Source organism: Comamonas sp. 7D-2, from assembly GCF_022749555.1.
Classification (GTDB): Bacteria; Pseudomonadota; Gammaproteobacteria; order Burkholderiales; family Burkholderiaceae_C; genus Comamonas; species Comamonas thiooxydans.
This window is the reverse complement of the sequence record NZ_CP094238.1, coordinates 3556050-3577097: the sequence shown is the minus strand read 5'-3', so window position 1 is coordinate 3577097 and position 21048 is coordinate 3556050. Positions and strand designations below refer to the sequence as shown.

The 21048-nt window shown below is 60.2% G+C and carries 21 protein-coding genes and 1 pseudogene; 16 read left to right on the top strand and 6 right to left on the bottom strand.

Annotation, left to right across the window (positions count from 1 at the left end):
- Positions 1 to 173: 173 nt before the first annotated feature.
- A complete protein-coding gene (locus MPZ60_RS16445) occupies positions 174 to 1739 on the bottom strand; it encodes an OprD family outer membrane porin (RefSeq protein ID WP_242607051.1) in 1566 nt (521 codons plus the stop codon).
- Here MPZ60_RS16445 and MPZ60_RS16440 point away from each other — a divergent pair.
- Entirely contained in the window at positions 1729 to 2826 is a 1098-nt protein-coding gene (locus tag MPZ60_RS16440) for a DUF1624 domain-containing protein (RefSeq protein ID WP_034356288.1), read from the top strand. The two genes, MPZ60_RS16445 and MPZ60_RS16440, sit on opposite strands and share 11 nt — an antisense overlap.
- 67 nt (positions 2827 to 2893) lie before the next feature.
- Complete coding sequence (locus MPZ60_RS16435; protein WP_034385118.1) at positions 2894 to 3292, top strand: Fur family transcriptional regulator; 399 nt, start codon at positions 2894 to 2896, stop codon at positions 3290 to 3292.
- A gap of 242 nt (positions 3293 to 3534) precedes the next feature.
- Here the strand turns inward: MPZ60_RS16435 and MPZ60_RS16430 are convergent, their stop codons facing one another.
- Positions 3535 to 4614 carry an SDR family oxidoreductase gene (locus MPZ60_RS16430; protein WP_034356285.1) on the bottom strand — a complete coding sequence of 360 codons (1080 nt, stop codon included), beginning with the start codon at positions 4612 to 4614 and terminating at the stop codon, positions 3535 to 3537.
- 73 nt (positions 4615 to 4687) lie between these two features.
- On the opposite strand from MPZ60_RS16430, the gene MPZ60_RS16425 reads away from it, so the two are divergent.
- From MPZ60_RS16425 to MPZ60_RS16405, 5 genes are all read left to right on the top strand, one after another.
- Positions 4688 to 5077, top strand: a complete 390-nt coding sequence (locus tag MPZ60_RS16425; RefSeq protein WP_012839044.1) for a MerR family transcriptional regulator — start codon at positions 4688 to 4690, stop codon at positions 5075 to 5077.
- Between the two features lie 390 nt (positions 5078 to 5467).
- Complete coding sequence (locus MPZ60_RS16420; protein ID WP_034356282.1) at positions 5468 to 5872, top strand: group III truncated hemoglobin; 405 nt, start codon at positions 5468 to 5470, stop codon at positions 5870 to 5872.
- Positions 5865 to 7130 carry an NnrS family protein gene (locus tag MPZ60_RS16415; RefSeq protein ID WP_034356279.1) on the top strand — a complete coding sequence of 422 codons (1266 nt, stop codon included), beginning with the start codon at positions 5865 to 5867 and terminating at the stop codon, positions 7128 to 7130. Before MPZ60_RS16420 ends, MPZ60_RS16415 begins: the two co-directional genes overlap by 8 nt.
- A gap of 13 nt (positions 7131 to 7143) precedes the next feature.
- A complete protein-coding gene (locus MPZ60_RS16410) occupies positions 7144 to 7605 on the top strand; it encodes an Rrf2 family transcriptional regulator (protein WP_003066673.1) in 462 nt (153 codons plus the stop codon).
- Positions 7602 to 8042, top strand: coding sequence for a CopD family copper resistance protein (locus tag MPZ60_RS16405; RefSeq protein ID WP_034356276.1), 441 nt, complete (start codon positions 7602 to 7604; stop codon positions 8040 to 8042). Before MPZ60_RS16410 ends, MPZ60_RS16405 begins: the two co-directional genes overlap by 4 nt.
- Before the next feature lie 81 nt (positions 8043 to 8123).
- Here MPZ60_RS16405 and MPZ60_RS16400 read toward each other — a convergent pair whose 3' ends face one another.
- From MPZ60_RS16400 to MPZ60_RS16385, 4 genes and pseudogenes are all read right to left on the bottom strand, one after another.
- Complete coding sequence (locus tag MPZ60_RS16400) at positions 8124 to 8849, bottom strand: FAD-dependent oxidoreductase (protein WP_034356273.1); 726 nt, start codon at positions 8847 to 8849, stop codon at positions 8124 to 8126.
- Between the two features lie 275 nt (positions 8850 to 9124).
- Positions 9125 to 10050: pseudogene (locus MPZ60_RS16395) on the bottom strand (IS5 family transposase).
- A gap of 65 nt (positions 10051 to 10115) precedes the next feature.
- Entirely contained in the window at positions 10116 to 11279 is a 1164-nt protein-coding gene (locus MPZ60_RS16390; RefSeq protein ID WP_034356269.1) for a GGDEF domain-containing protein, read from the bottom strand.
- 341 nt (positions 11280 to 11620) lie between these two features.
- A complete protein-coding gene (locus tag MPZ60_RS16385; RefSeq protein ID WP_003053502.1) occupies positions 11621 to 11896 on the bottom strand; it encodes an oxidative damage protection protein in 276 nt (91 codons plus the stop codon).
- Positions 11897 to 12040: 144 nt separating this feature from the next.
- Between MPZ60_RS16385 and MPZ60_RS16380 the strand changes: the two genes are divergently transcribed.
- The 9 genes from MPZ60_RS16380 (at position 12041) to MPZ60_RS16340 (ending at position 20874) form a co-directional block, all read left to right on the top strand.
- Positions 12041 to 13072, top strand: coding sequence for a sulfate ABC transporter substrate-binding protein (locus MPZ60_RS16380; RefSeq protein WP_003066547.1), 1032 nt, complete (start codon positions 12041 to 12043; stop codon positions 13070 to 13072).
- Positions 13073 to 13140: 68 nt separating this feature from the next.
- On the top strand, positions 13141 to 13737 hold the full coding sequence (gene ssuE / locus MPZ60_RS16375; protein ID WP_242882043.1) for an NADPH-dependent FMN reductase: 597 nt from the start codon (positions 13141 to 13143) through the stop codon (positions 13735 to 13737).
- A 221-nt stretch (positions 13738 to 13958) separates the two neighbouring features.
- Positions 13959 to 14981: a sulfonate ABC transporter substrate-binding protein gene (locus MPZ60_RS16370; RefSeq protein ID WP_045840483.1), complete on the top strand. Its 1023-nt coding sequence runs from the start codon at positions 13959 to 13961 to the stop codon at positions 14979 to 14981.
- 20 nt (positions 14982 to 15001) lie between these two features.
- Entirely contained in the window at positions 15002 to 16084 is a 1083-nt protein-coding gene (locus tag MPZ60_RS16365; protein WP_034356259.1) for a sulfonate ABC transporter substrate-binding protein, read from the top strand.
- Positions 16085 to 16107: 23 nt separating this feature from the next.
- Positions 16108 to 17331, top strand: a complete 1224-nt coding sequence (gene ssuD, locus MPZ60_RS16360; RefSeq protein WP_034356256.1) for an FMNH2-dependent alkanesulfonate monooxygenase — start codon at positions 16108 to 16110, stop codon at positions 17329 to 17331.
- Between the two features lie 10 nt (positions 17332 to 17341).
- A complete protein-coding gene (gene ssuC, locus MPZ60_RS16355; protein WP_034356253.1) occupies positions 17342 to 18187 on the top strand; it encodes an aliphatic sulfonate ABC transporter permease SsuC in 846 nt (281 codons plus the stop codon).
- Between the two features lie 112 nt (positions 18188 to 18299).
- A complete protein-coding gene (locus tag MPZ60_RS16350; RefSeq protein ID WP_034356250.1) occupies positions 18300 to 19310 on the top strand; it encodes an ATP-binding cassette domain-containing protein in 1011 nt (336 codons plus the stop codon).
- A gap of 69 nt (positions 19311 to 19379) precedes the next feature.
- Positions 19380 to 20312 (top strand): CysB family HTH-type transcriptional regulator, encoded by a 933-nt coding sequence (locus MPZ60_RS16345; RefSeq protein ID WP_034356248.1) that lies wholly within the window; start codon positions 19380 to 19382, stop codon positions 20310 to 20312.
- Positions 20313 to 20658: 346 nt separating this feature from the next.
- Entirely contained in the window at positions 20659 to 20874 is a 216-nt protein-coding gene (locus tag MPZ60_RS16340; RefSeq protein ID WP_003053517.1) for a molybdopterin-binding protein, read from the top strand.
- Positions 20875 to 21048: the final 174 nt, after the last annotated feature.

Here is a 21048-nt window from a genome sequence, read left to right as displayed (position 1 = left end):
GTCAGTTTCGCATGCCTCCAGCGACGGCCTGTGGCCGGGACCTCCATTTCACTCATGCTCTCGAAAGCGGTCGGGCGTGAACTTTCCCCATCGACCGCTTCATGCCAGGTATCGGAAGAAAAAGAGGCCGCAATGAATCACTGATTGCAGCCCATCAGGCAGTTCGTTCAGGTTTACAGGACCTTGAATGGAAGCTCCGCTTGTAGTCGAAGCTGATTCATATTGGCTTCACCTTGGGCTCTATTCGTTCGATGCACTCCGTAGCGCAACTGCAAACTCAGATTCTTCACCGCCCCATGTTGCACCGTGTATCGAACCTGAATGTCTCGCTCCCAGTGTTTGCCGTTGGCCGCCGAATAGCCGAGGTAGCTGGCATACACTGCGTTGAGACGGCTGTTGTCGATACCGGAGCCTCTGGTGTAGGCCGCGCCAGCGCTCAATCCAGGGGTTGCAATGGAGCTCAGGTCCACGTCGTACCTGAGTTGCCAGGAGGCTTCGCGCGGACCGTTGAAGTCGGATAGCTGCATCGCGTTTTCCAGCCAGATGGAGCCGCGATTCACATAGTCAAACGGGTTGTTCCCGCGGACCTTCTGGTAGCCGAGTCCGAATTTGTGAGCTCCTATGGCGTAGCTGTTCATCAAGCTCCAGGTGGTGGTGTCGATGACGCCGGACTTTGCCCTGCCGGTATCGGTGCTGCGATAGATATTCAGATTGAACGAGAGTGAACGCTTATCTGGCAGAGGAAGTTTGTAGAAACTTCCCAGATAAGCGGTGTTCCAGTTGTCCGCGTATTGCCCGTAGTAGCTGCTGAGCGTCAGGTTGGTGATGGGTGTGAGCCATGTACCGCCTATAAAGCTGAAGGAGCTGCTGGTCACGCCCGAGTAGTTGGCCTGCAGGTCGGCACCGTTCTTGCGGGCGTTGCGGTCAGCCCAGCCGGTAAAGCGTCCGGCCTGCAGTGTGAGCGCAGGGATGTCTGTGCTGATGACTTGCCAGCCTCGATTGCTTTCAGGCAGCAGTCGAGTATCGGACGAACTGAAGAGCGGGGACCTGGTCCGCATCTCGCCCACCTTCAGCTCGGTGGCTGACATTCGGATTTTCAGCGCAGCGCCGGCGCGCCCAAAACGATCGGCAATCTCTTGTCCATTCCTGGCCACGTAGCGAGGTGTTGCGCGTGCATGGTTCGCTTCGGTGCCTAGATTGAGGGCCCCATAGGCATGCGCATCAAGCCCCACTCCAACAAGGCCACGTGTGTAGCCTGATTCGTAATTGAGCATGAGCCCGTAGGCCGATTCGCGCGCAAGGGTTCGGCCTCTTTGCCCACTTGCGGCGCGAAAGCTGCTGCCATTTTGATAGTCGAGCTGCTCTGAAAGCATGCGGTTGTGCATGATGAGAGAACTGCCCTCGGCAAAGCCTTTGGCTTCGTCCTGTCCAATGGCGAAGGCCTTGCCGCTGGCCAGGAGCAAGGCAGCGACGATTGCAGGGCAGCAGAGGGTGGGGCGGGAGGTCTCGATAGGTTTTTCGGGGAAGACAGCGTGCATGTGCTCCTGCGCTCTTGGACACATGGTTTGCTTGCTGGAAGGGAAGAGCTGGAACCATGTGCGGGTAAACATAGAGTTGATATGATAGTGATAATTCAATATCAATATAGCAAACAGCTTGTCACCTTCTCCATCTTCGCTAGCGAGTGCTGGCCGTCTGCAATCGATCGATGCGCTGCGTGGTCTCGTCATGCTGTTCATGCTGCTCGACCATGTCCGTGAAACCTTTTACCTGCATCTGCAAGTGCCGGACCCGATGGTGGTGGCAGACACTGCGCCTGGCCTGTTCTTTCCGCGCATGCTGGCCCATTTGTGTGCGCCTGTGTTTGTGTTTCTGACAGGCTTGGGGGCATATCTGTATGCCAGCCGCCATGCCGAGGCGGGTCAGGCGAGTGCAGCGTCAGGCTTCCTGTGGCGGCGCGGCCTGTTCTTGGTGCTGCTGGAGGTGACGGTAGTCAACTTCGCCTGGACTTTCCAATTTCCCCCCGCCAAGATCTTCCTGCAAGTGATCTGGGCCATTGGTCTTTCCATGCTGGCTCTGTCGGTGCTGGTGTGGCTGCCACGCAAGGCCTTGCTGCTATTGGGCCTGGTGCTGGTAGCAGGCCATAACCTGTTCGATAGCCTGCATTTCCCGGCGGATCACGTGATGCATATTCCCTGGGCAATCTTGCATGATCGTGGCTGGCTGGAGCTGGCGGGCTTGCAACTGCGCACGTCCTATCCCTTGCTGCCCTGGATTGGTGTGATCGCCCTGGGCTACGGCATCGGACCGTGGTTTGGCAAAGCCTGTGACCCGGCACGGCGCAGACACCATCTGCTCGTTGCAGGCATTAGCTGCCTGCTGAGCTTTGCGCTGTTGCGCACGCTGAACCTGTATGGCGATGCACCTTGGCTGGCCGGTGCGGATACGCTGCGGACGGTCATGTCCTGGTTCAACGTCACCAAGTATCCGCCCTCACTGCTGTTCCTGCTGTTGACGCTCGGCGTCGGATTGCTGCTGCTGGGAGCGTTCGAGAAAGCCACAGGCCGCCGCTGGCTGCTGCTTCTGGCCACGCTGGGGGCCGCGCCTATGTTTTTTTATGTGCTGCATCTGTACGTGCTCAAGTTCATGTACTTGAGCGCAATGGCGGTCTGGGGGGCCAACCAGGGACAACTGTTCGGGCTGAGCAGTTTGCTTTGGCTATGGGTGATCTCGGCGCTGCTGGCCGTGACTTTGTATCCCGTCGTTCGCTGGTTTGCTGCATTCAAGCAGCGTCGACGCGACATCACTTGGCTCAAGTACCTGTAGGGGCCGCTCAAGGGGCGAGCCAGGGCACAATATCGCATCCCCGCTTCCACGACATAGCCTTGCCACAATGACCCCCTCCAAGCAACGATCCACGAAGCAGCGCGCGGCTATTGAGCAGGCCATGACGAAGGCCGACAGGCCGCTTGCGCCACAGGAGGTGCTGGAGTTGGCGCAGGCAACGCTACCTGGGCTGGGGATTGCGACCGTGTACCGAGCGCTCAAAGCGATGGCTGAAGAGGGTTTTCTTCATGAAGTCCACTTGCCTGAGCGCACGCCCATGTACGAGGTAGCTCACCACGGCCACCACCACCATTTTCAGTGCACCGTCTGTCAGCGGGTTTTCGATGTGCATGCCTGTCCCGGCAACCTGGCGGGCTTGGCGCCACCTGGTTTTCTGGTAGATAGCCATGAAATTACGCTGTATGGCCGCTGTCGTGAGTGCGCGTCCAATTTGTCGGGGGGATGACCTCTCTTGCCGGTAGCCGTCTTGTCGGTCAGCCTTGAATACCGATTCCATCCCAGACCGGCCATGCGATCTGTTGTCATGTCCGACATCATCTGGATGACTGCTTCTGCGTGTGCCGAAATGGTGCAGCAGACCCTTGCGGGCGTATGCAAGCGCACATCTGCGACGAGCCCGAGACCGCGCCGTACTGCTCCGTACGACCACCTTCGATCTTGATGTTGTTTGCTGCCCCAAGGAATATGTCAGGCAGTCCTGTCCTTGGTCATGCAATATGAGTTGACGAACATTGCAGTGTGCTGCAAAGCCTGACGTATATCCGGTTTGGCTATTCCATGCCTATTGGCAAATTGCTCGACCGCCGCCGTATCAAAGCGAGTGGTCTGGATAAAGTCCAAGGCTTCAGCGTCTGTATTCAAGAACCGCGCGACGGGCGGAATACTCAGCAGCAACTTCAGCAATCGCAGTGAGATGTGATACCTGGGAGGCTTCAAGCCCATGGGTTGTGCCACCTGTCCCAAGAGCTCCCGCAAGTTGGGGCTTTGGTCATCAAGCGCCAGCAGTTCCTTGCCCACCATGGCAGGATCGAAAGCACAAGCCGCCACCAACTCAACCAGGTAATCCACGGTGACCAGTGGCAGCCAATGCTTGGCAGTGCCGGGCACTGCAGCCAGCTTTCCCTGCGCAAGATTGCGTATCAGTGCCACCAGCGGCTGACCGTCAAGGATATGTCCGGTACGGCTATGGCCGCAGACCGTCGCGGGGTGAACTACGGTAGCTTCCCCACCCTTGGTGGACATGACCTGCAGGGTCGCAAAGTGCGCTTCCAGCTTGCTCGCCTCGTAAGCACCGACGTGTCGGTAGACGGCAGGCCAATCGGTCAGCTCTGGATGACGAGGATCAATTCCGATGCGAAGCAGATGTTCATGATTCTTCAGCATGTAGCCGCCGATCATCACCAAGCGGCTATTTAGCTTAGCCGCCAACAGCGCCACGCGCTTTGCCCCTTCTACATTGACCGCACGAGAATGCTCCAATGAAAGCCCCCAAGCGAAGTGGGCACCCAGGTGGAATACGACTCTGGCCTGCCTTAGCACTGCTTGGTCGGCGGGACTCAGCCCGAGGTTGTCCCGCTCAAGGTCGCCTGCAACGGCAAATATCCGGGTGGCAATTCCTCCCAGATTGTCGACTTGCTCTCGCAGTGCAGCCAGCCGTTCTGGGCGGCGCATCAACACCCGGACGGTGTGACCTTTGGCACTCAGGTTTGCCAGCAAATGTTGACCGATGAAGCCGGTCCCTCCCGTGACAAAGCACTCCACGTTCATTCTCCTGCTCCTTGGTAAGGTGAGAAATCAAATGTAGAGTGTCGACCTAACTCTATAGTCAAGCGGTATTTTGATGAGAATCGGCGAACTTGAAACCCGCAGCGGCGCCAGCCGCCATACTTTGCGTTACTACGAGCAAATCGGTCTGATCTCGCCGACGCGGCGAACCAACAACTATCGCGTCTACACTGCGCAAACCCTGCAGGATCTGACCTTTATCCAGCGCGCGCAAAGCATGGGTTTTTCGCTGGGGGAAATAGGCCAGATCCTGGATGCGCAGCGGAACAAGACGATTGATTGTGCTGACGGCGCCAAACTCATTGAAAAGAAGATGGCGGAGATCAGGCAGAAAATCGCCGACCTCAAAAGCATTTACCGCTATCTGGATGAAGAGCGTGCAAACCTCGAAGCCAGTGCTGCCAGACAACTTGAACTGCAGCAACTGGCCAAGGCTTCGAGCTGAGCTGTCGGTGCCCAGGAACGGAAGCTGCCGCCGGCTTCCGGTTTCAAGCCCCCGCTCAGGTATTTTCTGGAACGTAGCGGCCGGACCCTGTCTGGTTCAGTACAGGCTTGCGCGTCCTCTCTACGAGATTTGAATGGAGCCCTGCTGCGCGGTTTGTTTCTGGGGGCGCACACCTCGTGCCTAACCCCGTCTGTAGATGGGCAGTCTGTTCCTCGTTTCAAGCACCTGATCGTCTTGGCAGACAGGTCCGTCAAAAGTTACTGATCAGCGCTTGCATTGACGGGAAGTCCCTGTAATGCAACAACACCATGCACCTAGAGACATGTCTAGCTATAAGATACATAATTAATGAATCTTATGTGCGGTAACGACAGCGAAAGGAAGTGTGCAATGAGGATTCATGAGCTTTGCACTGAAGAGGAGGTCGTCAGCTTGGTGCACTCCTTCTATGCGCGAATACGCCAGGACGAGGTGCTCGGCCCCATCTTCGATGCACGTATAGTGGACTGGGACCATCATCTGACCAAGCTGGTGGATTTCTGGTCGGCCATTTTGCGACGCACAGCACGCTTTTCAGGGGCCCCTATGCCCAAGCATGCTGCGCTACCGGGTCTAAGCCTAGAGCTGTTTGAGCGCTGGCTGGGCCTGTTCGAGATCACGCTGGCCGAGCAACCCAACCGCGCCATGGCTGATCAAGCGTGGCAGGCGGCGCGCCGTATTGCACAGAGCCTGTGGTCGGGCTACCAGGTGAGCCGTGATCCTAAAGCACTACCGGAGGTGGTGAGCCATGTCTGAGCTGCTGCAGATCGAGGAGCCGATGGGGTTTGTGCCCCAACCCAAGGCTCCTGCACCCCAGTGGAAAGCCTTACTGGAGCTTGGCTTCAGGCCCTTGTACATGGCCGGTTGTCTGTGGGCTGCGGTGTCGGTCGCGTTGTGGGTGTTCGCGCCACAGTGGCTTGCGGGGCGTTTGGGCGGCGTGCAGTGGCATGCGCACGAGATGTTGTGGGCCTTTGTGGCGACGATTGCCGTGGGCTTTCTGCTCACGGCGGCTAGTAACTGGACTGGAAGCAACCCTATTCAGGGCCGGGCGCTGGGCGGGCTGTGCGTACTGTGGCTGCTGGCGCGCGTGGGTTTCCTGGTGGTGGGTGATACAGCTTTTGCTTTTGCCGTAGTATGCGAACTGCTGTTTTTCGCCGCCGCTGCCGTAGTGCTGGGCCGGGTGATCTATGCAGCACGCAGCCGACGCAACTACGGCCTGCCGCTGCTGGTGTCAGGTCTGGGCGTGGCCGATGCACTCTTTCTGCGCTCGGTATGGCAAGGCAGCGACTACGCAACGCTGATGCATTACCTTTATACAGGGCTGCTGTGCATGGCTGTGATTGCACTACTGGTTGCGCGGCGCGTTATTCCATTCTTCGCAATGCGGGCGGTGACGGATCTGCAGATTCCCATGCATACGGCCAGCGGGCAGTGGCAACTCTGGGCTGGCGTGCTTGGCATTGTCTGCCTGTTGCTGGGGTGGGTGTCGGGTATGGTGACCGCATTGGCTGTCACGGGACTAATCACCCTATGGCAGGTGTTGGCCTGGAAACCCTGGGCTGTGCGTCAGGTGCCGTTGCTGTGGATTCTGTATCTGGGTCATGCGGCCTTGGGCACGGGCCTGCTGGTGGCAGCGTTCCAGGCGAGCGGCTGGGTACTGCGCTTGGCCTGGCCGGTCCATGTGATCGGGGTGGCCGGCTTTGCGGTGCTGATAATCGGCATGGTGACACGTACGGCTTTGGGCCATCTGGGGCGACCATTGCGCGCCGATGGGAGCATCGTGGTGATGTATGTGCTGGTGCTTGCCGCCGCTTTGCTGCGCCTGCTGGCACTTCTGCCTGCGGGGCTCCCTCAAGCCGCGCTGCATGCCTCGGCGCTTGCATGGGTGCTGGCCTTTGCTTTGTACCTATGGCGATTTGCGCCCTTGCTGATTCGGCCGCGCCTGCCACCAGCTGGACTCTCAGCGGCTCAACCATCAGGATATGTCGCCAGCAAGTCCAGAAAATCTGTTTGAACGAGATCACTCAATGCGTCTAACCCTGATGACCGACTATGCGCTGCGGCTGCTCATGCATGTGGCCCAGCGGCCAGAGCGCCTATGCACGATTTCCGAGGTGGCGCAGGCTTATAGCATTTCCGAGGCAAATCTGATGAAAGTGACGCATCAGCTGGCCCTGCAGGGTTGGATAGAGACGGTACGTGGCAAGGGAGGCGGCATGCGCCTCGCCCGTGAACCTAAGCAGATCCATATCGGTACAGTGATACGTGGACTAGAGTCCGACTTCACGCTGGTGGAATGCTTTGGCAACGACAACCGGTGCACGCTGACCGGCGACTGTCGCCTCGCTGGCATGTTGCAAGGAGCTTTGCACAGCTTCATGGCGCATCTAGATGGCTTCACTCTTGCGGACCTGATACCGCCAACGTCTGTCAGCGCAGTGCCGTTGATTCCTGCCATACGACTGTCAAGAGAGAAGGCCCAGACATGAGCTATGGCCTGCTGATCACACTACACCTGCTGGCCGCCGTGGCGTTTGCAGGCACAGTGTTCTTCGAAGTCGTGCTGCTGGCCAACGTGCACAGCCGAGTGCCGAAGCAGCACATGCTCCCCGTGGAGCAGGCGCTGGGGACACGCGCCACCGCCGTCATGCCCTGGGTGTTGCTAGTGCTGTATTTTGCGGGAGCGGGCTTGGCCTGGCAGCACCGCTCGGTACTGGCGCACCCATTGGCCAGCAGTACAGGCATGCTGATGGTGCTCAAGATTGCGCTGGCGCTTAGCGTGCTTGCGCACTTCGCCAGCGCCATGTGGTGGCGCCGCCAAGGACAACTTAATGGGCGACGCTCGCACCGATTGCATCTGAGCGTGTTCTGCCATGTGCTGGTCATTGTCTTGCTGGCCAAGGCCATGTTCTATCTGCCCTGGTAAGAGCCTGGCCAGGTATGCCAAGCGGCTGCATCCAAATGCGTCATGGCAGACTTTCCCCTTGATCAGGGTGAGTCTGCCAAATCAATATCCAAAGAACTCCTCACTACGCACATCGTCCTCATCAATGCCGGCTGATAACAGCAACTGCTGCATTGCCGCCACCATGGAAGGTGGGCCAGCAACATAAAAGATCGGATTAGCCAAGCCCTCAATGGCCTGTTGGAGCCACTCTCTATCGATCGTTTGTGTATCACCACTCCAATCCACGGCAGAGTGCTCCATATCCGTCATGGTGGCTTTGAGCCGGAATTTTGGATTCTTCTTTTCGAGAGCTTGAAGCTCAGAGAGAAACGCCGAATCTTCTGGACGACGATTGGAATACAGCAGAAGCAAATCCTGCTGTGACTGCTGCACTGCAGCGTTTCGCAGCATGCTCATGAACGGCGTCACGCCAATCCCACCGGCGATGAGCACACCCGCTCGCGCCGTGTTTTTATGCAAGGTCAGCGAACCAAATGGTCCATCGATATCCAACTCTGCACCTACGGGTAGAGCTCCCAAAGCGCGTTTGTAAACGCTGTCCCTCATCCGCGTGGCAAACACCAATTCACTCTCGTGTGGCGCGCTAACAATGGAGAATGCGTGACATCGCTCCTCTTTGCTTTCCCCTGGGAGCGCGCCCGGCAGCTGGATTTCAAACGCCTGTCCAGGGCGGAAATCAAACCCCGCCGGTTTGGCGAGATGGAATGCCATCGTACCCTGTGCAACCTCTTCGCACTCGAGGATTTTGCTGTGCTCTATGCCCATGATTCACTCCTTCGCAATCGATGGATCTACACATTGGATGCGTCCAATGGAGCAAATATTCCCGCCAATCGATACCCACCGTGAGAAACGGGTCGAATTGGGTGTTCTCATTGAACCGACCACCTCAGCCTGTTATGGCGGCGTTTGGCCAGAAGCAGCCCCGTTCAGCACAAGGCCGCGAACGGGAGGTCTAGGCTGGCTGTAGCCGTTTAACTCAAAGAGGCGTTGTTGCATAAATCCAGTTTGAGGCGAGTGACCCCATACCCCGGCCGTGGCTATGCCACGGCTGCCGTCTGAGGACGGCCCAGTTCAGTAAATCGATTCAATATGGCTGCTCGGATGTGCAGCTCGTTGACTTGGCGTTCAAAGGTGCGAGACATCACTCGCTCACCCAGTCTTTTGATGCAGTTCATCTTCGTTTCCACCAGACTTCGCCGGTGGTAGCCAATCCAGCGTTTCCAGATACTGCGTCCCAAGCGCCTGCACACAGCAATAGCTGCATTGCGGTGTTCAAAAACTGTTCCCCTGCGCACTCGTGCATTCTTGCGTGGAGGAATGAGGGGTATAGCCCCGCGTCTGATGACTGCTTCGTAGGCGGGCTGTGTATCGTAAGCACCATCACCAGTAAGACTTTTAAGTGCTTCATCTGGTGGCAATTGTTCCAACAAATCGCAGAGCACTGAGGCATCGCTGACGTTGTTGCTCGTCACACAGATTGCCCGAATCTGCAAGGTGTCGGCATCGATGCCTATGTGCAACTTACGCCACTGACGGCGATATTCGGCACCGTGCTTTTTGCACTTCCATTCGCCTTCACCCAGAAACTTGATTCCTGTTGAGTCAACCAGAAGTGCAAGCCTGCTTTGCTGCGAGAGTACGGAATCTGGACATTCAAATCTCGCTGTCGCCTGCACAGGGTGCTGAAGTCGGGCACTGGCCATGCAAGGCCGCACAGTTGAAGCACCGACTCCACCAAACCAGTGGTTTGCCTCAGCGCCAAGCCAAACAAGTTTTGAAGGGTCAAGCAAAACTGGATGGCAGCATCAGAGAACTTCGGACTACGTCCGCGTTTGCCGCTGCCAGCGGCAAACCAGGCCATGTGCTTGTCCAATCAAACTGACAGTGAACCACGTGCCTTGAGTGCCGCGTTGTACTGTTTCCAGTTCGTGGTTTGGTAGCGAGGTTTGTTGGCTGGGATCATGCAGCAAGCCTACGGCTGGCGGCATAGCTATTTATGCAACAACGCCCTGTCGAGGCTAGGGGGCATCATTGCGACCGCCCTGGCGGAAGCGGGGCGAGTTCCATCCGGTCCCGTCCCTTGCGCTTCGATGCGTAGAGGGCTTCGTCGGCCCGCTTGAGCCAATGTGACAGCTCGGTCTCGGGCTGGTCGAACAAGATTGCACCGATGCTCAGGGACACTGGCTCCGGCGTTGCGAACATGGCGCGCGCCTGCTGCGCGAACGACTCGCGCAGGTTCTGTCCCAGCTCCTGTGCGACGGCACCGGAGACACTGCGCAGCAGAATCACGAACTCGTCCCCGCCCAGTCGCGCGGCCTGTGCGCCGTGGGGCAGCAAGCCTCGGATGAGGTCGCTCAGGGTCACCAGCAGGCGGTCGCCGGCATCGTGACCGTGCAGGTCGTTGACCTGCTTGAAGTGGTCAATGTCGATCAGCAGCAGGGCGCCTGGGCTGGCTGGCGAGGCCTGCCGCAGCAGCTCGGGTGCGCGCAGATAGAGCGCTCGGCGGTTGTCCAGGGCGGTCAGCGGATCGCGGGCGGCGATCTGTGCGATGCGCTCTTCGCGGCGATGGCGCTCGGTGCCGGTCATGGACATCGCGAGCAGCATGATCGCCATTACGCCTTCTACCAGCGAGACCAGAATCACCGCGCCTCGGAAACTGGCCAGGTTGACGAAAGCGTCCGGTGCCACGGCCGAACCGGCCTTGGCCAGGTAGAACAGGCCGTGTGCCAGCAGGACGAAGCGCAGCTGCGCCGCACCCACACTCAGCGCCGCGCCATGCGGGCGCAGCAGCAGGCCGGCGCGCAAGGTGATGACGGCAATCATCAGCGACTGGATGCCCAGCATCGTCTTGGACCACCAGGGCCCGTCGGGCAGAAACAGCATCGCCAGCCAAACGACGGCCAGCAGCCACCAGGTGCGCGGCAGCCTAGTGCGTGTGAATCCGGCAACGCCAACCAGGAACAGCCAATGGGCTGAGATCAGCAAGCCGTTCGGGAACCAGATGCCGAACAACACATAGCCACTGGAACGCAGCAGGGCCAGCACGCTGCCCACGGCGATGATCGCAAACCCCGCGCTCCAGAGCAGCAGCGATCGTTCGCGGACGCTGCTCCATTCCGCAGCCAGGTACAGCGCCGAGGCTGCGGCCATGGCCGCGGAGAGGACGAGCAGGGTGAAGGGATCGAGAACCATGGACGATGGATGTGTCAGCGGGGGAGCCGATCAGCTGCTCGGGGGTGACGGTCGGGGCCGTGGCATTGATTGAAATGGAACGGGCCGCACGCGAGGCGAATTGTCGCAGGATGCGGATTTTCAAGTATCTCTTGTGGGCTGGGTCACCGGGAGGAATTAACGGATGGAGCCGGGCATAAGGAGAGGATGTCCGACGCAGCTCCCGCCGCGATCGGCAGGCCGTCCTCGGCGACCCGGGCACACGCGGAGCGGCCGTGCGACATCGCCGCTACGGCTGCGAATTCACACATGAAAAAGCCCCGGGGCAGGGCCACGGGGCTTGGTGTCCGAGTCAGAAGAACTTACTCGGCGCTGGGAGGCACATAGCCGGCTGCAGCATCGGCACCGCCGCCAAAGAAATGGTTTTCCATCTGACGAGCCAGATACTGGCGGGCGCGGGCGTCGGCCAGGTTCAGACGGTTTTCATTGATCAGCATGGTCTGGTGCTTGAGCCAGTCGGCCCAGGCCTGCTTGCTCACGCTTTCATAGATACGCTTGCCCAGCTCGCCAGGGGCAGGAGGGAAATCCAGGCCTTCAGCGTCTTGACCAAGCTTGATGCAGTGAACGGTACGTGCCATGTGTAGGGTCCTCTTGGTTGATTTCAGATGTTTAGGTAATAACAAACTGAAATCTTAGTAGTTTGAGTTTTAAGAATGCGGCTCAAGAATGCACAGCAACGGGGGCAGAAGCCCGTTAACCATTCACTCCAAGAACACAGTCCAATGAAAAATCGTCGCAACTTTATCAAGTTTCCTCTGGCTGCCGGTCTGATTGCCGGCTTGACCCTCTCGGCTCTGCCCACATTGCCTGCTTTTGCACAAACCGGCGTGCAGCTGCTCAACGTTTCTTACGACCCCACACGCGAGCTGTATGTGAACTACAACCAGGCGTTTGCCAAGCACTGGAAGGCTGCGCAGAACCAGGATGTGACCATCAAGCAGTCGCATGGCGGCTCGGGCAAGCAGGCGCGTTCCATCATCGACGGCATTGAGGCCGATGTGGCCACGCTGGCCCTTGCAGGCGATATCGACGCCCTGGTCAAGAACGGCAATGTCAAGGCCGACTGGCAAAAGCGCCTGCCGCACAACAGCGCGCCCTACAGCTCCACCATCGTGTTCCTGGTCAAGAAGGGCAATCCCAAGGGCATCAAGGACTGGGACGATCTGGTCAAGCCCGGTATTCAGGTGATCACGCCCAACCCCAAGACCTCGGGTGGTGCACGCTGGAACTATCTGGCAGCCTGGGAATTTGCCAAGCGCAAGTACGGCGGCGATGCACAGGCCAAGGATTTCATCACCAAGCTCTACAAGAACGTGCCCGTTCTGGACACCGGCGCGCGTGGCTCCACCGTGACCTTTGTGCAGCGCGGTCTGGGCGATGTGCTGCTGGCCTGGGAGAACGAGGCCTATCTGGCGCTCAAGGAGTTCGGCCCAGAAAAGTTCCAGATCGTCGCACCTTCGCTGTCCATCCTGGCCGAGCCTTCGGTGGCCGTGGTCGACAAGGTGGTCGATAAAAAGGGCACGCGCACCGTGGCCGAGGCCTATCTGAAGTATCTGTACTCCGAGGAGGCCCAGCGCATCGCCGGCAAGAACTTCTACCGTCCGACCGATGCCAAGGTGGCCGCCGAGTTTGCCGGCCAGTTCCCCAAGCTGGAGCTGTTCACCATCGACAAGGCCTTTGGCGGCTGGGCAGCGGCAGACAAGGCTCACTTCGCCGATGGCGGCAGCTTCGACCAGATCTACACCAAGAAATAAGCGAAACGCAGGATGGGAGCGCGATGAGTGCTCCTGTCTTTGCAATGACAAAAAGATAGAGCCAAGCCATGTCGATTTTGCTGATTGCCGGTAGTCCCTCGCAGCCTTCGCGCTCCAGTGCCTTGCTCAATGCCGTGGCTGCCCGCCTGCAGGCACAGGGCCTGAGCACCGAGCCCGTGCTGCAGCTCAACCAGCTGGACCCCGCAGCCCTGTTGCATGCCCGCTTCGATCACTCCGAGATTCGTGCCGTGACCGATAGAGTGGCCCGTGCCGACGCGGTGGTGGTGGCCACACCCGTTTACAAGGCTGCCTACAGCGGCCTGCTCAAAGTGTTTCTCGATGTGCTGCCACAGACGGCGCTCAAGGGCAAGCTGGTCCTGCCTTTGGCCACTGGCGGCAGCCCTCACCATATGCTGGCGCTGGACTACGCGCTGCGTCCCGTGCTGCAGTCGCTTGGCGCGCGCCACATACTGCCGGGCATCTATGCCACCGATCAGGGGGGGCCACTGCTGCCTGAAGGCGGTTATGGCCTGGCCCCCGAGATCGCCGAGCGCGTCGAGGATGCCGCCCAGTTGCTGGCCACCGATCTGCGCCGCAGTGCCCAATGGGCTGCAGCCAATGACTTTGAAAGCATCGCGTTCTCCGACGTGCGATGTAGCGTTTGAACTAGCGCCCCCTGAGCCGCTACGCGGCTTCCCCCCGAGGGGACGGCAGCATCGCTGCGGGGCGCCCCTTGCTTGCTGCCTCACTGATGGGGCGGTGCCCATTTCTCCATGTCTCTGTTTTTGATAGCAGTTCCCGCACTGCGAAGGCTGAGTTGCGCCTGAAATCAGGCCGAAGGTGCGCCTGAAGTGTGTGGACTGCAAGCTCCAAGGATTGATTTCTCATGACCGATCGCAACAACACTTCTGTCGTCATTTCGTCGCAATTGCTGAGCACCACACGCCGTCAGTGGCTGGCGGGTACGGCAGCTTCGGCGCTGGCCCTGGCCTCGGGCGCACTGCATGCGCAGCAGGGCAATGGCACGGCAGGCGGGCAGCGCGTGCTGCGCGTGGGCCATCAAAAAGGCTGGCTGTCGATTCTCAAGAATCGCGGCACGCTGGAAAAGCGCCTGACCCCGCTGGGCGTGGCCGTGCGCTGGGTTGAATTCAATGCCGGACCTGTGCAACTGGAAGCGCTCAATGTCGGCTCGATCGACTTTGGCGATGTGGGCGAGGCACCGCCCATCTTTGCCCAGGCCGCTGGTGCGCCCCTGGTCTATGCGGGTGCCACGGTGGCGCGCCCCGGCCTGGAAGCGGTGATCGTGCCCAAGGGCTCGGCGATCCGCAGCGTGGCCGACCTCAAGGGCAAGCGCATTGCCTACAACAAGGGCTCCAACGTTCATTACTTCCTGGTCAAGCTGCTGGAAAAGCATGGCCTCAAGTACGGCGATGTGCAGTCGGTCTTTCTGGCTCCTCCCGATGCGCGGGCCGCGTTCGAGAAGGGCTCGGTCGATGCCTGGGTGATCTGGGACCCGTTCCTGGCCTCGGCCCAGAAGGCGCTGGATGCACGCCTGCTGGCCGATGCCAAGGGCGTGGTCAACAACCGTGCCTACTACTTCACCTCGCGTGACTATGCGAGCCGCAATGCCGATGTGCTGCGCATCGCGATCGAGGAAATTGCCGCCATCGATGCCTGGGCCAGCAAGAACAAGAGCGCAGCAGCGGCCGAGCTGTCTCAGATCCTGGGCCTGGACACCGCGGTGACCGAGCTGTACCTGAGCCGTGCCGAGTTCGGCACCAAGGCCGTGAATGCCGAAATCCTGGGTGAGCAGCAAAAGATTGCAGACACCTTCTTCGATCTCAAGCTGATCCCCAAGAAGCTCAATTTGCTGCATGCCGCGCCTGTGGACTTGCTGGCCAGCCGCTGATTCATGAAAAGGTCATTGCCATGAGTCCTGCATCCTCTTCACTCCGTTTCCATCGCGGCCGTCGCCAGGCACTGCAACTGCTGGGCACCACGGCTTTCAGCTGGACCCTTGCCGCGCATTACGCCAACGATGCACTGGCCCAGCCTGGGCCGGTTATTGCGGCTCCGGCCCAGTTGCGCATCGGCTATCAGAAGTCGGCCGTCAATCTGGTCGTGCTCAAGCAGCATGGCATTCTGGAAAAGCGCTTTCCAGGCACCAAGGTCAGCTGGCTGGAGTTTCCAGCCGGGCCGCAGTTGCTGGAGGCGCTGTCGGCCGGAAGCCTGGACTTTGGCCTGACCGGCGATTCGCCGCCCGTGTTTGCCCAGGCTGCGGGCAAGGAGCTGCGCTATGTAGGGGCCGAGCCGCCCAAGCCTGAAAGCTCGGCCATTCTGGTGCTCGCCGATTCGCCGCTGAAAACCCTGGCCGACCTCAAAGGCAGGCGCGTGGCGCTGCAAAAAGGCTCAAGCGCCCATTACCTGCTGGTGCGTGCGCTGGACAAGGCAGGTATTGCCTGGGCCGACATTCAGCCCGTGTATCTGGCACCGGCCGATGCGCGTGCCGCTTTCGAACGCGGCAGCGTCGATGCCTGGGCCATCTGGGACCCGTTTTATGCGGCCACCGAGCTGAGCATCCGGCCGCGCGTGCTGACCAGCGGTGAAGGGCTGTCGGGCAACAACTCTTTCTATCTGGCCTCGCGCGGCCTGGTCGAGCGTCATCCCCAGCTCATCAAGGCCTTGTTCGACGAGCTCACGCGCGCCGATCAGCTGGTGCAGACCTCGCGCAAGGAGGCCGTGCAACTGCTGGCTGCTTTCAGCGGGCTGGATGCGAATGTGGTCAGCCGCTTCATCGGCCGCAGGCCCAGCTCGCCGACCACGCTGCTCAATCCCGCCATCGTGGTCGAGCAGCAGCGCGTGGCCGATACCTTTTTTCGTCTGGGCGTGATTCCACGCCAGGTGAAGGTGGCCGACATCGTCTGGCAGCCCACGGCGGCTGAATACGCCGGCCATGGCCAGGCGAGCCCCGCCGCTTCATCCATCACGCCCTCCGTGGCATCCAGGTTCTAAGTCAGGTTCAAGGAGATTTCGTCATGCAAGTGTTCTGGTTCATTCCCACCCATGGTGATGCCCGCTACCTGGGCAGCAGCGAAGGCGCACGCCAGCTGAGCCATGACTATGTCAAGCAGGTGGCCGTGGCGGCCGACAGCCTGGGCTACGAAGGCGTGCTGATTCCCACGGGCCGCTCCTGCGAAGATCCCTGGGTAGTGGCGTCCAGCCTGTTGCCCGTCACCAAGCGCCTCAAGTTCCTGGTGGCCGTGCGTCCCGGCCTGCATCAGCCCAGCCTGGCTGCTCGCATGGCCGCCAGCTTCGACCGGCTTTCCGGCGGGCGGCTGCTGATCAATCTGGTCACCGGCGGCGATCAGGCCGAGCTGGAGGGCGATGGCGTGTTTCTCGATCATGCGACGCGCTATGAACAATCGGCCGAGTTCATCGAGATCTGGCGCGAGATTCTGGCACGCAGCCATGAGGGAAAGTCGCTGGATTTCGAAGGTCGGCATCTGCAGGTCAAGGGTGCCAAGCTGCTGTTCCCGCCGCTGCAAAAACCCTATCCACCCGTGTATTTCGGCGGCTCTTCGCCTGCCGCCCACGAGCTGGCGGCAGAGCAGGTCGATGCCTATCTGACCTGGGGCGAGCCACCGGCCGAAGTCGCCAAAAAGATTGCCGATGTGCGCGAGAAGGCCGATCGCCGTGGCCGCCAGGTCAAGTTCGGCATCCGCCTGCATGTGATCGTGCGCGAGACCGATGAAGAGGCATGGGCCGACGCCGAGCGATTGATCAGCCGCCTCAAGGACGAGACCGTGGTGCAGGCCCAGGCTGCGTTTGCACGCATGGATTCCGAAGGCCAGCGCCGCATGGCCCAGCTGCATGCGGGCGGCACCAAGCGCAGCCGCAAGGACCTGGAGATCAGCCCCAATCTGTGGGCCGGTGTGGGTCTGGTGCGTGGCGGCGCGGGTACGGCCCTGGTGGGCAGCGCCCAGGCTGTGGCAGACCGTATCAAGGAATATGCCGATCTGGGCATAGACACCTTTGTGCTCTCGGGCTACCCGCATCTTGAGGAAGCCTATCGCTTTGCCGAGCTGGTCTTCCCGTTGCTGCCCGTCAACGTGCAGGAAAAGCTCGGTGGTGGCAACCCCGGCGGCCCGTTCGGCGAGACCGTGGCCAATCTGTACTCGCCGCGAGCCGTCGCTTCGGGAGCCGCTGCTTCGGGAGCCGCCGCTCCAGAGCGCGAGCAGGTCCGAGTGTCGCAAAGCTGAAGGAGTGTGTATGAGTGATGTTCAAACGCTGACCTTGCAATCCGCTGTCCAGCCTGCAAGCCCGCCGGTGCCGCGCCTTGAGTTGCTGGCGCGTCAGGTCGCTTTGCGGCTGCTGCCCTGGCTGTTGCCGGTCGCGCTGATCGCTGCCTGGCAGGCCGCATCGGCCTATGGCTGGCTGTCCACACGGGTGCTGCCCGCACCGCTGGATGTGTTGCGTGCAGCCTGGGCTCTGGCAGAGTCGGGCGAGTTATGGACCCATGTCAAGGTCAGTGCCGGGCGTGCGCTGGCGGGGCTGGCCATTGGCGGCAGCCTGGGCTTGCTGCTGGGGCTGCTCACAGGCTCGCTGCGCTGGGCCGAGACGCTGCTCGATTCCACGATCCAGATGGTGCGCAACATCCCTGCGCTGGCGCTGATTCCGCTGGTCATTCTGTGGTTCGGCATCGACGAATCGGCCAAGCTGTTTCTGATCAGCGTCTCGGTGTTCTTTCCCATCTATCTGAACACCTTTCACGGCATTCGCAACGTGGACCCTGGTCTGATCGAGATGGGCCGCAGCTATGGCCTCACGCGCTGGCAGCTGTATCGCGACATCGTCTTGCCGGGAGCGCTGTCTTCCATCCTCGTGGGCTTGCGTTTTTCGCTGGGGCTGATGTGGGTGATTCTGATCGTGGCCGAGACCATCTCGGCCCAGGCGGGCATCGGCTACCTGACCATGAATGCGCGTGAATTTCTGCAGACCGATGTGGTGCTTGTGGGCATCTTGCTCTACGCAATCCTGGGCAAGCTGGCCGATGTGTTTGCCCGTTCGCTGGAGCGCTGGTGGCTGCGCTGGCATCCGAGCTATGGAGCCCCCTGAGCCGCATTGCGGCTTCCCCCAGGGGACGACAGCCTCGCTGCGCGGCGGCGCTTGCTCGCTGCCACGCGCATGTGCTGCGCCAGTTTTGAACAGACAAAGACGGGAGTTGGTGATGAGCAGTTTGTGGAATCGTTTGACGCAGTCGCTGGTGAGTGCCGGTGCCTTGAATGCGCGTCAGCCGCTGGTGGCATGGGAGGCATCCTGGGACGAGGCTGAGGCCTTGCAGGCTAGCGGCCAGCTGTGGCGCAGGGCCAAGGATGCGGAAGAGGAAAAAAAGGACAGCAGCCAGCAGCCGGACGCGGAGCAGAAAGAGCAGACCGAGGGCGCGCAGGGCGTGCATTTGCAGACCCTGCAGCTGACCAAGCGCTATGGCGAGCGGGAAGTGCTCAAACAGGTGCAGCTCGATGTCCGGCCGGGCGAGTTCATCGCCATCGTTGGGCGCAGCGGTTGTGGCAAGTCCACCTTGCTGCGCCTTGTGGCAGGGCTGGAAGAGGCCAGTGCCGGGCAGCTACTGATCGATGCGGGCGATGCGCGCGAGCAGCGCCGGCAGAACAGGGATACGCGCATCATGTTTCAGGACGCGCGTCTGCTGCCCTGGAAGCGGGTGCTGGACAACGTGATTCTGGGGTTGCCCGATTCGGCACGCGAGCGCGGCCGCAAGGTGCTGGCGCAGGTAGGACTGGCTGACCGCGAAAACGAATGGCCGGCGCGGCTGTCTGGCGGCCAGCGCCAGCGCGTAGCCCTGGCCCGTGCCCTGGTTCACCAGCCGCGACTGCTGCTGCTCGATGAACCGCTGGGCGCTCTCGATGCGCTGACGCGCATCGAGATGCACCGCCTCATCGAAGGTCTGTGGCGCAGTCATGGCTTCACGGCCTTGCTGGTCACGCACGATGTACAGGAGGCCGTGGCCCTGGCCGACCGCGTGGTGCTGATCGAGGATGGGCGCATTGCGCTCGACGAGCGCATCGATTTGCCGCGTCCGCGTGTGCATGGCGATGCCCGCTTTGCCGCGCTGGAGACACGCATTCTGGATCGCGTGCTGCAAAAGCCCGAGTCAGAACAGCCAACCGGATTGCCGAGCTGGCCTGGCGTGCCGGCTACGGGTCTGCGCTGGGCGATTTGAGCATCCAACGAAAACAAAGAGAAACAGGCGGCTGGCGCAGCCACAAGCTGTGCCGCCTGCCATCAAGATATGAATTTTCAGCAACTGCGTTCGGTCCGGGAAACGGCAAGGCGTGGCTTCAATCTGACCGAGGTGGCGGCCATGCTCCACACCTCGCAGCCCGGTGTGAGCCGGCAGATTCGCGAGCTCGAGGAGGAGTTGGGCATCGATATCTTTGTGCGCGCCGGCAAGCGCCTGACGGGGCTGACGCCGCCCGGCACGGCCTTGCTGCCTATTGTCGAGCGCATGCTGCTCGAGGCCGACAATCTGCGTCGCGCGGGCGAGGACTTCCACGCCAGCGAGCGTGGTGGCCTGTCGATTGCTGCCACGCATTCCCAGGCACGCTATGCCTTGCCCCAGGTGGTGCGCGATTTCCGCAGGCTCTACCCCCAGGTTTCGCTGCATCTGCATCAGGGCTCGCCACGCCAGGTGGCCGAGATGCTGCTCTCGGGTGAGGCCGATATCGGCGTGGCCACCGAGGCGCTGGGCAGCTATGAGAATCTGGTGACCCTGCCTTGCTACCGCTGGTCGCACAGCGTGGTCGTGCCGCCCGGCCATGAACTGCTCGATACGGACGGAGCACTGACATTGGAGGCGCTGGCGCGCCACCCCATCATCACCTACGAGCAGGGTTACACGGGGCGTGCCCATATCGACAAGGCGTTTGCGGCGACCGGGCTGGTGCCCGATGTGGTGCTCACCGCCATGGATGCTGATGTAATCAAGACCTATGCGGAGCTGGGCATGGGTGTGGGCATCATTGCCTCCATCGCTTTCGATGCCGAGCGCGACCGCCATCTGCGCGCTATCGATGCCCGTCATCTGTTCGAGGTCAATCTCACACGCCTGGCTCTGCGCCGCGATGCCTGGCTGCGTGGCTATGCCTATGCCTTCATCGAGAGCTTTGTGCCTACGCTGACGCCCCAGGTGGTGCGTGCGGCACTGCAATCTGCCGAAGACTGAATTTCAACTCGAACCTCCCGAAAGAGCTTCAAGCCCCTGGTATTGCACTACATGGGGCGACTGTGCAGCAGGGGCTGGCACAGGTGGTGCTCAATGTCTCGAACTTTTTGCGCAGCCATATCGTGGTGTTGGGCGTCCTTGTCATCCGCGCGATCGGACTGCTGCGCGATGCATGGCCGCGCAGGCTTGTGCCACGCTACGGTCGCTTATTTTCATAAGATGTTTTTGATATAAAAATTTTTGTTTTTATTCTTTTGAGTTTTTTGAAGAAGGTTTCAGAATTGTTTTCATGCAGTGCAGCAACACTGTTTTTCAGAACCTTCATGACTTCTCAGGAGAATTTTGTATGTCCATTCAAGCCATCAACGTACGCAATCAGTTCAAGGGCAAGGTCAAGGAAATCATCCGCGGTGACGTGGTCTCGGAAGTGGATGTGGAAACGCCCTGGGGCATCGTCACTTCGGTGATCACCACACGCTCGGTCAATGATCTGGGCTTGGCGGTGGGCTCGGAGGTTGTCGCTCTGGTCAAGTCCACAGAGGTGTCCATCGCCAAGCTGTAAATCTCATTTGCTCTCAAAAGAGCACCCAGCGCAGGTACTGCTTGCGCTGGGTGCTTTCTTTTTGGGATCCGCTAATACCACCCTTGATATGTCGTTGCTTCGCCTTGCGGCTTCGCGCCTGGTCTCAATGGCAAGCCTGCGGTTTGCTGGGGAGTGTTAGCGGTTCTGAGGGAC

Bases quoted from the DNA above. Each gene is read 5' to 3' on its own strand.
- MPZ60_RS16440 (WP_034356288.1), top strand. From the start codon at position 1,729: ATGCTGTTCATGCTGCTCGACCATGTCCGTGAAACCTTTTACCTGCAT.
- MPZ60_RS16445 (WP_242607051.1), bottom strand. From the start codon at position 1,739: ATGAACAGCATGACGAGACCACGCAGCGCATCGATCGATTGCAGACGG.
- MPZ60_RS16435 (WP_034385118.1), top strand. From the start codon at position 2,894: ATGACCCCCTCCAAGCAACGATCCACGAAGCAGCGCGCGGCTATTGAG.
- MPZ60_RS16430 (WP_034356285.1), bottom strand. From the start codon at position 4,614: ATGAACGTGGAGTGCTTTGTCACGGGAGGGACCGGCTTCATCGGTCAA.
- MPZ60_RS16425 (WP_012839044.1), top strand. From the start codon at position 4,688: ATGAGAATCGGCGAACTTGAAACCCGCAGCGGCGCCAGCCGCCATACT.
- MPZ60_RS16420 (WP_034356282.1), top strand. From the start codon at position 5,468: ATGAGGATTCATGAGCTTTGCACTGAAGAGGAGGTCGTCAGCTTGGTG.
- MPZ60_RS16415 (WP_034356279.1), top strand. From the start codon at position 5,865: ATGTCTGAGCTGCTGCAGATCGAGGAGCCGATGGGGTTTGTGCCCCAA.
- MPZ60_RS16410 (WP_003066673.1), top strand. From the start codon at position 7,144: ATGCGTCTAACCCTGATGACCGACTATGCGCTGCGGCTGCTCATGCAT.
- MPZ60_RS16405 (WP_034356276.1), top strand. From the start codon at position 7,602: ATGAGCTATGGCCTGCTGATCACACTACACCTGCTGGCCGCCGTGGCG.
- MPZ60_RS16400 (WP_034356273.1), bottom strand. From the start codon at position 8,849: ATGGGCATAGAGCACAGCAAAATCCTCGAGTGCGAAGAGGTTGCACAG.
- MPZ60_RS16390 (WP_034356269.1), bottom strand. From the start codon at position 11,279: ATGGTTCTCGATCCCTTCACCCTGCTCGTCCTCTCCGCGGCCATGGCC.
- MPZ60_RS16385 (WP_003053502.1), bottom strand. From the start codon at position 11,896: ATGGCACGTACCGTTCACTGCATCAAGCTTGGTCAAGACGCTGAAGGC.
- MPZ60_RS16380 (WP_003066547.1), top strand. From the start codon at position 12,041: ATGAAAAATCGTCGCAACTTTATCAAGTTTCCTCTGGCTGCCGGTCTG.
- ssuE (WP_242882043.1), top strand. From the start codon at position 13,141: ATGTCGATTTTGCTGATTGCCGGTAGTCCCTCGCAGCCTTCGCGCTCC.
- MPZ60_RS16370 (WP_045840483.1), top strand. From the start codon at position 13,959: ATGACCGATCGCAACAACACTTCTGTCGTCATTTCGTCGCAATTGCTG.
- MPZ60_RS16365 (WP_034356259.1), top strand. From the start codon at position 15,002: ATGAGTCCTGCATCCTCTTCACTCCGTTTCCATCGCGGCCGTCGCCAG.
- ssuD (WP_034356256.1), top strand. From the start codon at position 16,108: ATGCAAGTGTTCTGGTTCATTCCCACCCATGGTGATGCCCGCTACCTG.
- ssuC (WP_034356253.1), top strand. From the start codon at position 17,342: ATGAGTGATGTTCAAACGCTGACCTTGCAATCCGCTGTCCAGCCTGCA.
- MPZ60_RS16350 (WP_034356250.1), top strand. From the start codon at position 18,300: ATGAGCAGTTTGTGGAATCGTTTGACGCAGTCGCTGGTGAGTGCCGGT.
- MPZ60_RS16345 (WP_034356248.1), top strand. From the start codon at position 19,380: ATGAATTTTCAGCAACTGCGTTCGGTCCGGGAAACGGCAAGGCGTGGC.
- MPZ60_RS16340 (WP_003053517.1), top strand. From the start codon at position 20,659: ATGTCCATTCAAGCCATCAACGTACGCAATCAGTTCAAGGGCAAGGTC.